Origin of the sequence: Streptomyces sp. NPDC059477 (assembly GCF_042749375.1) — a bacterium.
In the GTDB taxonomy this organism is placed as follows: Bacteria; Actinomycetota; Actinomycetes; order Streptomycetales; family Streptomycetaceae; genus Streptomyces.
In genome coordinates this window covers 52,301-65,445 of record NZ_JBHYUG010000047.1, presented here as the reverse complement: position 1 = coordinate 65,445, position 13,145 = coordinate 52,301, and the positions used below count along the sequence as shown (strand labels likewise).

The window sequence follows — 13,145 nt, the reverse complement described above, 5'->3', positions numbered from 1 at the left end:
CTGGCGCGGGGGGGCGGCGGCCGCCGTGGGGGGGGGGGACAGCGCCATCGCCGCGTTCCTCGCCGACGGGTACGCGCCCGCCCTGCTGGAGGATCTGGGTGTGGCGACCGCCACCCTGTCGGCCACCGGCGGGAAAGCGGTCCGCCGGGAGGCGACCGCCGCCATGGACGCGGGCGACCGGCAGGCGCTGGAGGACTTCCTGACGACCGGCCAGTACGCCGCCCGGCTGGAGGACGCCCGGGTCGAGGTGTCGGCCATGCTCTTCAAGGTCGGCCCCGAGGTGCGCAAGTACGCCGACCGCGCGCTGGGCGGCACCACGGACGACGTCCAGTGGTTCCTGGACACCGGGCAGCACATCGCCCGCGCCCGTGACCAGGAGGCGGCGACCATCGAGGAACTCGTCGCCGTCGTCGAGCGGGAGGGCAAGCGTGCCCAGGCCGAGACCGACGCGGCCGTCGAGGCGTCCGAACGGGCCCAGACCGCCGCCCAGCAGGCGAGGGAAGCCGCCGAGCGGGCTGCCGCCGAGGCCGCCGCCGCGCAGGACGACGTGCAGAAGTCGGCGGCGGCGGCGAACAAGGCCGCCAGTGCCGCCGAGGGCGCGGCGGACGCCGCCCGCAACGCCATCAACGCCTCCAACGCCGCTGTCACCGCTGCCCGCCGCGCCTCCTGGGCGGCCACCGCCGCCTCCCAGGCCGCCTCGGCCGCCGGAGCCGCCGCGTCCCGCGCCTACCAAGCCGCCATCGCCGCCTCCAAGGACGCCGGAAAGACCGAGGAGGCCAAGAACGCCGCGGTCGCTGCCCGCAACTCCGCAGCCAGGGCCCGCTCCGCGGCCTCCGCGGCCGACTACGCGGCGACCGCCTCCGCGCAGGCCGCGAACGCCGGTGCCTCGGCGGCCTCGGCGGCCCGCAACGCCGCTGCCGCCGCCACCGCCTCCGCGCAGGCCGCGGCTTCGGCGGGCGCCGCGCAGGCACAGGCGGCGGAGGCGAAGCGCCAGGCCGGCATCGCGACCGCCGCCGCCAACCGGGCCACCAACGCCGCCTCCACCGCCCAGGCCCTCGCGGGCACGGCCGCGACCGCCGCCCGCACCGCGCGCGACGCCGCCAACTCCGCCGCCGACCACGCGGAGAAGGCCGCCGACGCCGCCGACGAGGCCGTGAAGTACGCCGGTCAGGCCATCGACTACGCCAACCGTTCCACCGCGCACGCCGCCCAGGCCGTGAAGGCCGCCGACACCGCGACCAAGGCCGTGACCGACGCCCTGGCGGTGGCCGACGCGGCCCGCGAAGCCGAACTCGCCCGCCTGGAACAGGAGAAGCTCCAGGGCATGGACGAGGCCCGGCTGCTCGCCGGTGTCGAGGCGGAGCAACTGGCGGAGTACGAGAACAAACGCACCCAGGACGCGCGCACCGAACAGGCGCTCAAGGCCCTGATCGCCGCCGCCGAGGAGGCCCTGTGGACCGCGGGTGACCTACCACTCGCCACCACCCTGGGCCGCCAGGCCGCCACCGCGCTGCTCGCCGCCCAGGGCGCCTGGACCCGGTCCGCCGCCCAGTTCGCGCTGTCCGGCAGCGACAACGACGTACTGAGCTGGGTCGACCTCGACCGGGTCCTCGCCCAGCACCAGGACGACCGGGAGAGCACGCTCTACATCGCCCAGATATCCAACCCCGTCATCGCACAGGCGGCGCGCGCGGCGCTGGCCAGCGGCAGTGCCGCCGTGGTCGGCGACTTTCTTACCTCCGGGGTGATCCGGGCCGCGCAGGACGACAACCGGGTGCAGATCTCCCGCATCCTGGGACAGCAGCCCGGCCGGGCCGTCACCAAGGCGGCCAACGACGCCCTCGACGCCAACACCCCGGAGGCGTTGCAGGACTTCTTCGACCGTACGTACCCGGCCGCCGTCCGGGAGGACGACGCCGTCGACACCGCGACCTCGGTGTCCAAGGGAGGCGCCTACACCAAGGCGTACGCGGAGGTCGCCCTGGAGGGGCCGACGTGGATGCGCCGGAACTTCGTCCAGCGCGTGCAGTACGTGTCGGCCCAGCTCGACCACGACCTCGCCACCCACGCGGCGGCGATCCAGGGGGCCATCGCCGCCGCGGCCAAGATCGCCCACACGGCTCAGCAGAACGCGGCCCTCGCCTCGAAGGCGGCGGCGGAGGCCCGCGAGGCCGCCGCCGAGGCGCAGGAGTGGGCCGACAAGGCGTTGGACTCGGCGGCGCGCGCGGGCCAGTACGCCGACCAGGCGAAGCAGAACGCGGACGCCGCCGACAAGTCCGCCGCCGACGCGCGAACCTCGGCGGACCGGGCGGCGGCAGCGGCGGCCACGGCACGCGGGGCGTCCCGCTCGGCCAACTATTCCGCGAACAAGGCGATCGACGCCGCCCGCTCGGCCCTGAACTCCTCCTACAGCGCCCAGGCGTCAGCGACCAGTGCCCGCCAGTCGGCGCTCGCCGCGGGCCAGGACGCGCGCACGGCCGCCGCCGCGGCCAGCGAGGCCCGCGCCATCGCCGTCCAGAAGCGCGAGATCGAACGGCAGCAGGCCGCCGACGAGGCCGCCCGGCAGGCCGAGCAGGACCGGGCCGACGGCACCGACCCGGCCGACGGCGAGACCCACGACGACGTCAATGAGAACGGCTCCAGTTCCTCCGGCAACGAGGACTGGTGGTCGGACGCCGGCTGGTGGGCCGACGCCTTCGGCTATGTCAGCGTCGGCGCGGGCCTGGTCGCCCTCGGACTCGGCGCCGCCAGCCTCGTCTTCCCCCCGTTCGCCGTCGTGGGCCTGCCCGCCGCGGCCTTCTTCGGCTACGTCTCCCTGGGCGCGGGCGCCCTGAGCAGCCTCTTCACCGGCATCGAGTACGGCTTCACCAGCAGCGAGTTCATCTGGTCAGCTGTCGGCGCGCCCCTGGGCCGCTTCACGGGCGGCGCCCAGCGACTGGCCCCCATCGCCGACCGGGTGGCTCCCGTGGTGCGGGAGATCGCGGAGGAGGGGAGGGAGCTGGTGTCGTCGGTGACCAGCAGTCTTTCGTCGCTGTTCTGACACAGGGTGGCGGGTGGCGGTGGCGGGGTGCCGGGTGCCGGGTGCTGTGCGTCGGTTGCCGGGCGCCGGGGCCGTGTGTCCGGGCGTCGGCTCGACTCGCCCGTGGGTCGGCTCCACTCGCGCGTCCGATGGTGGCCGGGCCCGCGCGGTGGTGGCCGGGCCCGCTGCACCCCGAGGCGCGGGTCTCGGGCTGCGGCGCGATGTCGACGGATTGAGGCGAGCGCGGCTCAGCTCGCCTGTTCGAGTGACGGTAGCCCGCCGCCCGCCCGGCGACCTCCCTCACGGCGGCCAGGTCACCCACAGGGGTGAGAGGGGGGCGTGAAACCCGAGCGGGGAGTGAAACAGCAGCGCGGGCGCCGCCGCACGCCGGTGGTTTGACTCCGGGAGCGTGTTTACGCAACTCGCGCGCGAAGCGACCCCCTTCGCGCCTTTCCCGATGATCGTTCCGCCTGTTTGGCTTCGTACCGCAGCGCACCGGCCGGCTCACCACCGGCCACTCCCGTCACCCCTGTTCCGCCCGCTGGAGGGAAAGTGTCCACACCGGACAGCGCCACCGGTTCCGTCGTCGAAGAACCCGCCCCCGACCCTGGCCGGCAGCCGACCAGCCTGAGCACCCAGGCGGCCCGCCAGCTCACCACCACCACCAAGTCCGCACCACAGATGCAGGCCATCACCTCCCGATGGCTGCTGAAGTCGCTGCCGTGGGTGGACGTCAAGGGCGGCGCCTACCGCGTCAACCGGCGGCTGCAACTGCGCACCGGACGCGGCCGGGTGCACTTCGAGCACAACGGCGCGGACGACATCCGGGTCGTCCCGGAGACCCTGACCGAACTCCCCGTGCTGCGCGGCTACCCCGACACCGACGTCCTGCGCGAACTGGCGGGCCGCTTCCGCCCCCGTGAGGTACGCGCCGGGGAGGTGCTGTTCGAGGCGGGCCAGCCGGTGACGGAGACCTACCTGATCGTTCACGGCCGGTTCACCCGCTACACCAGCGGCAAGTACGGCGAGCAGGAGATCATCGGGGTCGTCGCCGCCGGTGACCAACTGGGCGACGAGGCGGCCGGCCGGCCCGACCCGCTGTGGCTGTCCTCGGTACGGGCCGACACCGCGGGCGTGGTCCTCACGGCGCCCTGGACCGCCATCCAGCAGATCACGGAGCGGGCACCGTCACTCGCCGCGCACCTCCAGGCGTACGTGGAGCGCCAGCGCAGGCCGATGAACCGCAAGGGCGAGGCCGAGGTCCCCGTGCAGGCGGGCCACTTTGGCGAGCCGACGATCCACGGCGGCTTCGTCGACTACGAACTCCACCCCCGCGAATACGAACTGTCCCTCACCCAGACCGTGGTGCGCGTGCACACCCGCGTCGCCGACCTCTACAACGACCCCATGGACCAGACCCAGCAACAGCTGCGCCTGACGGTCGAGGAGATCCGCGAGCGCCAGGAGTGGGAACTGGTCAACAACCGCGAGTTCGGCCTCCTCCACAACGTCGACTACGGCCAGCGCATCAGCACCTTCACCGGTCCGCCGACCCCCGACGACATGGACGAACTCCTCGCCATGCGCCGCAAGACCAAGGTGTTCCTCGCCCACCCGAAGGCCATCGCGGCCTTCTTCCGGCAGTGCAACCGGCGCGGCCTGGTCCCCGGCACGGCGACGCTCGACGGCCACGAGGTCCCGGCCTGGCGCGGAGTCCCCGTCCTGCCCTGCGGCAAGATCCCGATCGGCGACGACCACACCACCAGCATCATCGCCCTGCGCACCGGGGAGGCGGACCAGGGCGTCGTCGGCCTCTACCCGACCGGTATCCCGGAGGAGTTCCAGCCGGGCCTCAACGTTCGCTTCATGGGCATCAACGAGCAGGCCGTCATCAACTACCTGGTCACCGCCTACTACTCCCTGGCCATCCTCGTCCCCGACGCGGCGGGAATCCTGGAACACGTCCAGCTCGGCCGGACCGCGGACTGAGCCAGGAGCCCGACATGAACACCACCACCCCTGTTTACACGCTGCCCGGCCCGCCGAGCATCGCCCGAAGCCTGCGGCGGGGGACCCGTCGTACCGGCGTGGTCCCGGGCCTGCGCCACCGCCCGGCGGTCCCCGCCGACCCGGAGAAGGCCGCCGAGATCGACCGCCGCCTGGAGACCTGGGCCCGCGCCCTGGACCTGTTCCCGGAACACTGGACGGGCGACTTCTCCGGCTTCCAGTTCGGCCGGGCGGTCGTCCTCCAGCACCCCGGCGCCCTGGACCTGGACCGTCTCACGGTGGCGGGTCAGCTCCTGCTGGCCGAGAACCTGGTGGACTCCTGCTACTGCGAGGAGGACGAGGGCCGGGGCGGATCGCGCCGGGGCCTGGGCGGCCCGCTGATCATCGCCCAGTCCGCGATCGACCCGTACCACGGCGTCCCGGAGGTGCAGGCCGAGTGGCGCGAGGGCATCCAGGCGGACGGCCCGCTGCGCTCGTACCACCACGCTCTGACGGAGTACGCGGGTTTCGCCACCCCCAGTCAGGTAAATCGTTTCGTCCATGACATCGCTCGTCTGCACCTGGGCTATCTGGGCGAGGCCGCCTGGATGGAGACCCGCTACATGCCGCGGATCTGGGAGTACCTGGTGATGCGGCAGTTCAACAACTTCCGCCCGTGTCTGGCGCTGGTCGACGCCGTGGACGGCTACGAGCTGCCCGAGCCGGTCTACGCCCGCCCCGAGATCCAGCGGATCACCGCGCTGGCCTGCAACGCCACGACGATCGTGAACGACCTGTACTCCTTCACCAAGGAGCTGGCGAGCGACCCGGACCACCTCAATCTGCCGCAAGTGGTCGCGGCCAACGACGGACATGGCCTGAAGGCGGCCTATCTGAAGTCCGTCGAGATCCACAACCGGATCATGGACGCGTTCGAGGAGGAGTCGGCGGCCTTGTCCGCCACGTCTCCCGTCGTCGGACGCTACGCCCAGGGCCTGGCGGCCTGGGTGTCCGGCAACCACGAGTGGCACGCCACCAACACCAACCGCTACCACCTGCCCGACTACTGGTAGTCCCGGCGAGTCAACGGGACTACCGTCCGTCACATGTGTCCAGAGGAGCAATTCTTGACCACTGCCCCCGACGGAACCACCTCCGTCCAGGTCCAGATCCCGACCCAGTCCATCTATCAGACGCGCGTCGCGGACTACTGGAACACCGAAAAGAATCCGGTCAATCTGGAACTCGGCAAGATCGACGACCTGTACCACCACCACTACGGCATAGGCGCGGCCGACCGGTCGGTCCTGGACGAGCCCGACCCGGACCTGCGCAAGCAGCGGATCACCGGCGAACTGCACCGCCTGGAACACGCGCAGGCCGAACTCCTGGCCGGCCACCTGGGCCCCCTGGACCCCACCGACCGCGTCTTCGACGCCGGCTGCGGCCGGGGCGGCGGCAGCATCGTGGCGAACCTGCTCCACGGCTGCCACGCCGACGGCGTCACCATCTCCGCCAAACAGTGCGACTTCGCCAACGAGATGGCCCGTAAACGGGGCGTCGACGACAAGGTGCGTTACCACCACCGCAACATGCTGGACACCGGCTTCACATCGGGCGCGTACGCGGCATCCTGGAACAACGAGTCCACGATGTACGTCGAACTGGAACTCCTCTTCGCCGAACACGCCCGCCTGCTCCGCCGAGGTGGCCGCTACGTCACCATCACCGGCTGCTACAACGACACCTACGGCCGGGCCTCGCGCGAGGTGTCCCTGATCAACGCGCACTACATCTGCGACATCCACCCCAGGTCGGAGTACTTCCGGGCGATGGCCGCCAACCGCCTGGTCCCGGTCCACGTGGAGGACCTGACCCAGGCGACCCTCCCGTACTGGCAACTCCGCAAAGAGGCCGACCACCTGGTCACCGGCATCGAGGACGCGTTCTTGGACGCGTACATGAACGGCAGCTTTCAGTATTTGCTGATTGTGGCTGATCGGGTCTGAGGGGTGGTGTGCCGGTAGGGCACGAGGGAGAGCGGGAGCCGGGGTCACGGGCTCCCGCTCACTCTGTTCAGACCGGCGGCGACGCGAGGGGCAGAACGTATTCCTCGGAGCGCTTTCCCAGGTGCAGCGGGAGGGGGCGGGAGAGCGGGTCGTACTCGTCGTGGAAGCGCAACTGGTGAGTGGCCGCGGCCACCACGGACGGCCGATCGGCGGAGGTGCCGGCACGTCCGGCGGCTGCCAGGGCGCCCTTGGACAAGCAGCCCACCACGGTGAGTTCCAAGGCCTGCGGATTCCAAGCACGCGCGGCGGGGGCGTGCGGCCAGTCCTTGTCGGGAACCAGCTTCCGCAGGTCACGGCGGACGGCACCGGCGCTCGCCGGCTTTCCGACGGTGCTCAGGAAGACACGGTCGTCCGGGTCCGCGTCGTGGGCCGCCCACAGGCCCGCCGAAAATCCGGGGGGCTCGTCGTCGCCGTCGGCGGGCGCGTACCACTGAGGCGTCTCGTCACGGCTGTTGGTGTCCCGCACCAGCACCATCCGCAGGTCCGCACCGTGCAGCGCGAGCCGCACGGGCTCCTCACCACGGAAGGTGATCATGTCCTTGACCACGTCGCCGTTGCTCAGTCCGGGCCATGCCGCACGGAGGTTGCCACTGTTCGCCAACACCAAGGTCGGTCGATCGCGTACCTGGAAGAGCAGCGAGCGGATCTGCCGTTCCACCTCGTCGGATTGCTCCCCGGCGGCACGGACGACCGGACCGGGCCGGGGATCGACCAGTGCCGAGTCAGTGGCGAAGGTGATCAGGAGCCGAGGGTAGGGGACCCATTCCTTACGGGCGTCGTCCCACCCTCGTACGGGGTGCACCGCGTCGCCCGGCCGGATCCGCAGGGCGACCAAGCGCTCGGCCGCCTTCCGGGTCGGCCCGCTGACCTGCCGCCGGACATGCCAGAGGGCCAGATACTGGAGGTCGTCGGGGAGCTTCTCGTCGAGTTGCTGTTCCGGTGGGACCACGGCACCGAGCTGGCGCATCCCGTCGGCCACCGCGGAGCCGGCCCGAATGGCCAGCGGTCCCTCGGCGTCCTCGGGAACGACGATGAACTGGCTCACCCGATCGGCCTCCGCGCACCCGAGCCGAAGCGCCGCCTTCGGATCGGCATCGGGCCGCCGGCGAAACCGTCCGGGACCCAGCGTCTCCACCAGAGCCAGACCGAACGTCCCGCCCGCTGGACCGAGCCCCTCCGCGATCCGCGCGCCCCGCTCACGCACGGCGTCGGCCAGCACCTGTGCTCGTGACCATCCTGACCTGCGGATGATCTCCAGGGGCGCTCCCAGGCTCTCCAGCGAACGGACTCGCACATTCACTCGCAAATCCCCGAACCGCCACTCGTATTCCTTGTCTGTTCGATCCGGCTCGTCCGCCCCGTCCGCGATGCCCGTGTCGGCCGGGAGCCCCAGCCATGAGCACAGGGCGTCGACCAGCGCGTCCCTGGTCTCCTCCGTCTGCCAGAGCACATCCACCCGCAGGGGCTGCCCGTCGAGAGCCGCCCGCACCGCGGCCCGCCGGGCCAGTACCCGCTCCTGTGCGCGCTGCTCGCGCTGCTGCGGGTCCTTCGGCGGGGAAGTGGGGAGCAGCACCGGCCGGCGCTTGTGATGGGCGCGTCCGTAATCAGGCACTCTGCGCAGGAAGGGGCGGAGCGCGTCCTCGACCCACCGGTCGAGCAATGAGCGTTCGAGCGGCATGAGCCCGGCGCCGACGCGGTGGTCGTCCATCGCCGTGCTGTGCACGATGCCCGCGGCCACCCCGTCACGGCCGCCCAGCCATGTGGCCGCTTCGGCGACCAGCTCGCTCGGCTTGGGGTAGGCACGCAGAATGTCCAGCTGCGGAAGCACCTCGACCAGACTCTGCCGGGTCCAGGACAGCGTGCCCAGACCACGGTCGACGGCGAGCGAGTTCACGGCCAGACGAGAACGCGGCGCCTGGGCACCGGGCCAGGGCAGCGGCGCATCGAGCAGGACGGTCGCACCCTGCCCCTCGGGCAGCCGCACCGGCGCCCCGGTCTCCCACCGCCGAATCCCGTACGACACATGCACCCGGAAGCGTTCCGTGAACGGAACCGTCTGCACGGTGACGGTCACCAGCGCCGAGTAGTACCAAGTGCGCTTGCCACGGACGTACTGCCGTGGCGGCCAGCTCACCAGTTCCACTCCTTGGTCCCGGGTGACCTGGCGGAAGGAGAGGTCGATGCCGTCGAGGCGGAGCGGGCGGGCCGCCAGCTTGGCGCCCACCCACTCCGGGAGGAGGTGGTAGAGGCGCCGGTCGGGCCGCGCGGTGCCCCCCGCGGAGAGCTCGGCGGCGGCCAGGTCCACGGACTCATGGCGCCACCGCGGGCTGTGCTGGTCGATCAGCGCCAGCGCCCCGTCCAGAGCCGCGTGGTGCTCGGCCGCCCGCCCCGGATCGGGGTCGGTATCGGGTGGCAGGGTCATCACCCAGGATGCCAGCAGCGGGGCGACCAGCTCCGCGGGCATCTCCTCCGTGGCATAGAACCAGGGGACCTCCGAGCTGCTTCCCGCCCCCCGGCCGGTGGCCACCAGTCCCGGTGCGGTGGAGCGCAGCAGGGCGTTGAGGCGTTTGACCGGCAGGCCGAGCGGTTGTTGATCCCTGCGCGGCCACCGGCGCCGGTAGAGGTCCATGAATGCGGTGCGCCACTCCGACGGGAAGTCGATGACCCGGTACCGCTCGGTCCATGGGCCCGAGGTCGGATCGGGCTCGTATGCGCAGGTCCTGATCAGTTCGTACATGGTGAATCTCCTTCGGTCAGCCGGCCTTCGACGCGGCCGGTGGGAGGTAGGGGGCGAGGCAGCGGTCGAGGGCGGTCCACAGAGGGCGGTAGAGCGCGGTGACGATGTGCCGGTCGTCAGCGGGCACATCGGTGCCGGGGGTGAAGTAGGGCCCGAGCACCGCGTGGATGCTGTGCAGGAGACTGGTCTTCGGGTCGTCCGCTTCGCCTGTGGAGTGGCCGGTGGCGAGGCGGGGCGCGAACGCCGCGTCGACGAAGGCGACCCGGGTGGGCACGGCACCCCGTACGGAGCGGCCGATCACCTGCCAGATCAGGACCAGGAGATCCCAGGTCACCCGCTCCCGGTCGGTGCCCAGCGATCTCCATGCCATGCTCCGGGCGAGCACCCGGGTCCATTCGGACCGGGCGAGGTCCCTGACCTTGCGGGCGCCGAGGCCCAAGGTGGCCTCCCCCCGCACCCACGTGGCGAACTCACCGCTGTCGCGCTTGCGTACGATCCAGTCGTTGATCGCGTGCACGGCGAGCCCGAGGTCGTCGGGACGGGGATTGGGCCGGGCGAGGAAGTAGATCGAACCGATCGCCGCGTGCCGGCGGTCGAGGTCGAGGATGTTGTGTCCGCGCTCCACCGCCAGCAGGGGAGCCACCAGGATCTCGGCCCTGGTGGTGGCCAGGGTCTCCACGTCCCCGCGCCGCAGCACGGGCGCGTGGTACTCGTCCTCGTCCGCCCCGCCGCCGGCGTCGGGATCGTCGTCGGACACCAGTCGGGACACCCTGCCCTGCCAGCGTGTGTTGAGGGTGTGGAGGGTGTCGGCCACGATCTTGGCCTCTTCGTAGCTGCCGACGAGCAGCAGGATGTGCCGGCGGTTCTCGGGAAGCTCAGTGAGTTCCTGACCGAGGCGGCTGCTTCCCGATTCGTTGTCGCCGAGAGCAGAGACCATCCGGCGCAGGATGTCCGCCCGTTGGTCGAGCGGTTCCCCGGAGAGCCGTTGGGCCTCGGCGTGCTCATGGCATTGGCACGCGGCCCGGCAGTCACAGTCGTAGCGGATGAACTCGAAGCGGAAGGCGCTCTGTTCGGCGATCCTCTCCAGTTCCTCCGGGTCGGGCTCGATGATCACGCCGATGTCCACGGGAATGTGGTAGCGGCTGGAGGAGCCGGCCCAGCTGCTGCCGGACATCAGCAGGACGTTCGTACCCGGACGTCCGTCGACCGTGGGCAGGTCGGGCATGGCCCGGAGCAGTTCGCGGCCGAGTCCGCTGCATCGGAAGAACCGCAGTTCCCCGGTACGGGCTCCGCCACGGTCCGGACCGCCCTCCAGCAGGAACTGGAAACCGATCACATTGCCCATGGGCGCCTCGGGCACCATGGGACCGTAGTCCGGCGGCCTGCGGTACATCTCGTTGAAACCCAGGTTGAGCGCGGAGGCGACCCGCGGCCACATGGCGTTGGTGAGGGCGAGCTTGGGTTCCAGGGCGCTGAGCAGCAGGGCGAACTCGAAGCGGGTCATCAGCAGCTCGACCCAGTCCTCCGGATCTTCCGGCCAGGGACTTGGCAATCGGTTCTTCGCCGAGGTGCCCTTCTTCGCCGACGTCCGGGCCTTGGCCGATGCGGGGCGTTTGGCCGAGTCTTCCGGATTCGGCTCCGCGCACTTCTCCGCATAGGAGCGGAATGCCGCGTAGCACTCGCGGCCCTTGTCGCCCGGTGCCAGGAACCCGTTCAGGTCGAACAGTTTGCAGAGCACCTCCCGGAGGCGCTCGCGAGTGCGTTCGCGGTAGGTGGTGTGGAGCAGTTCACCCATCAGGCCCGTGAGTTCACCACCGATCTCGGTGGCCGGATGGCGATCACCGAACGGGTTGTCCCGGAAGGCGTCCAGAACCTCGTCAAGGTGTCGCCGTTGCTCCTTGTGAAGATGCCCGACGGGATGTGCCGGGGTCTCGGGCTGCGTGCCCTCCCGGTCCTCGGGCAGCGGGTACCGCTCCTCCAACAGCCGTTGCTGAAGCCGCCCGGCGCTGAAGTAGCCGGTCTTGACCCAGTTCCGCAGATCGAATTCGCTCACCAGCATGCCGACCAGCCGGTCGGCCGAGGCCTGCGTGGTGTTGACGGCGGCCGACCAGTTCTCCACGTCCCGGTCGGACAGCTGGATCCGGCCGGCGCCCGCCAGTTCCCGGATGCGGTGCTGGTTGACCTCGTCGAGGAACGACCGGGTGTCCGGGCCACCGCCGAGGAGTGGAATGCCGGGGGCGAACATCCGGTCGAGCTGCATCTGGACCCGGTCCGCCTCGTCGACGATCACCAGGTCGCTGCGTCGGCAGGCGAGTTCGAGATAGCGGATGCTCTCGCGGTTCTGCGGTTGGGGCACCTTGGAGTCGACCAGGCTCGGTGGCGTGGCGACCCAGACGGCCGCGTCGACCAGCTCACGCGCGCTGTGATGGCGCGGGCAATCGGTCCAGAACGGACAGACCAGCCTGCGCCATCGCGCCCACGGGTCGTCCGGGTAGTCGCCGCGCTGCCGCGGGGGTTGCAGCCGGGTGCACGGTGCCTCGCCGTAGCGCAGCAGGGAGTCGGCGGACTGGGTATCCGTACCTCGCAGGGCGTTCAGGGCACAGGACGTACTCAGATAGGCGAACCCGGCGTCGGTATGGGCCAGGAGATTGCGCTCGCCTCGGCCCGCCAGCCGTCGGTGCAGCCGTTCGGCGTGCTGCTCACGCCCGGCCGCCCCCAGCACGGGCGCGGCGCTGCCCGGCGCATACGTGTTGTACAGCTCGACCAGTTTGAGCTGCTCGGCAACATCACCGACGACAACGGTCACCCGCCGGCCCCGCCTTGCCAGGTACACCGCCAGCACATCGCGCAGCGTGCTCTTGCCGGCACCGACGATTCCGAGAAGGTGCTGGATCCGGGCCACCTCGAAGACATCCGTGCGCTCGAACCCGCTGGCCCCGCGGACGAATACCCGGATCCTCTCCAGACGTCCGGCCCAGTCCTGTGATTTCACCGAGTCCATGAAGGCCGCCGTAGCCTTCAGGTCCTTCCACTCGAAGCGCAGTGGCCGTCCCTTGTTCTCCGGCAGCGCCGCGAGGTCGTGACCCGCCGGTGGTTGGGCAGTGTGTTCGGGCAGTTGGACGGTGGCCAGGTACCTTCCGATCGGAAAGGCGTGCCGGCCCGCCTTTGCGAAGACCGGCGATCCCCCCGCGAACGCCGGAGCCTCCCGCAGCAGCTGTTCGTACGTCCGCCAGCGGTGGCGGGGCCCCCCCCCGCGGGGGGCGCGCGGGCGCGCGGGGGGCGGGTGAGGGGGCGTGGGAGGGGACGCGGGGGGGGGGGGACGGCGCGGGGAGCT

Annotated in this window: 6 protein-coding genes and 1 pseudogene; 4 read left to right on the top strand and 3 right to left on the bottom strand. The window is 71.3% G+C overall.

What is annotated here, in order from left to right:
- From ACFXAZ_RS23225 to ACFXAZ_RS23210, 4 genes are all read left to right on the top strand, one after another.
- Window positions 1–3,040 (top strand): ALF repeat-containing protein (locus tag ACFXAZ_RS23225; RefSeq protein ID WP_384594391.1); only part of this gene is annotated, 3,040 nt, incomplete at its 5' end.
- Between the two features lie 531 nt (window positions 3,041–3,571).
- Window positions 3,572–5,008: a family 2B encapsulin nanocompartment shell protein gene (locus tag ACFXAZ_RS23220; protein WP_384594388.1), complete on the top strand. Its 1,437-nt coding sequence runs from the start codon at window positions 3,572–3,574 to the stop codon at window positions 5,006–5,008.
- A 14-nt stretch (window positions 5,009–5,022) separates the two neighbouring features.
- Window positions 5,023–6,078: a family 2 encapsulin nanocompartment cargo protein terpene cyclase gene (locus ACFXAZ_RS23215; protein WP_384594385.1), complete on the top strand. Its 1,056-nt coding sequence runs from the start codon at window positions 5,023–5,025 to the stop codon at window positions 6,076–6,078.
- Between the two features lie 54 nt (window positions 6,079–6,132).
- Window positions 6,133–7,014, top strand: coding sequence for a geranyl diphosphate 2-C-methyltransferase (locus tag ACFXAZ_RS23210; RefSeq protein ID WP_384594382.1), 882 nt, complete (start codon window positions 6,133–6,135; stop codon window positions 7,012–7,014).
- Between the two features lie 67 nt (window positions 7,015–7,081).
- Here the strand turns inward: ACFXAZ_RS23210 and ACFXAZ_RS23205 are convergent, their stop codons facing one another.
- The 3 genes and pseudogenes from ACFXAZ_RS23205 to ACFXAZ_RS23195 all read right to left on the bottom strand — a co-directional run.
- Window positions 7,082–9,811 carry a pPIWI_RE module domain-containing protein gene (locus ACFXAZ_RS23205; protein WP_384594379.1) on the bottom strand — a complete coding sequence of 910 codons (2,730 nt, stop codon included), beginning with the start codon at window positions 9,809–9,811 and terminating at the stop codon, window positions 7,082–7,084.
- Window positions 9,812–9,827: 16 nt separating this feature from the next.
- A complete protein-coding gene (locus tag ACFXAZ_RS23200; RefSeq protein ID WP_384594396.1) occupies window positions 9,828–12,812 on the bottom strand; it encodes a hypothetical protein in 2,985 nt (994 codons plus the stop codon).
- Window positions 12,813–12,896: 84 nt separating this feature from the next.
- Window positions 12,897–13,145, bottom strand: a pseudogene (locus ACFXAZ_RS23195) (hypothetical protein); the annotation flags it as partial.

Excerpts from the sequence above, each read along its gene's own strand:
- ACFXAZ_RS23215 (WP_384594385.1), top strand. The coding sequence starts at position 5,023 with ATGAACACCACCACCCCTGTTTACACGCTGCCCGGCCCGCCGAGCATC.
- ACFXAZ_RS23205 (WP_384594379.1), bottom strand. The coding sequence starts at position 9,811 with ATGTACGAACTGATCAGGACCTGCGCATACGAGCCCGATCCGACCTCG.
- ACFXAZ_RS23200 (WP_384594396.1), bottom strand. The coding sequence starts at position 12,812 with ATGGACTCGGTGAAATCACAGGACTGGGCCGGACGTCTGGAGAGGATC.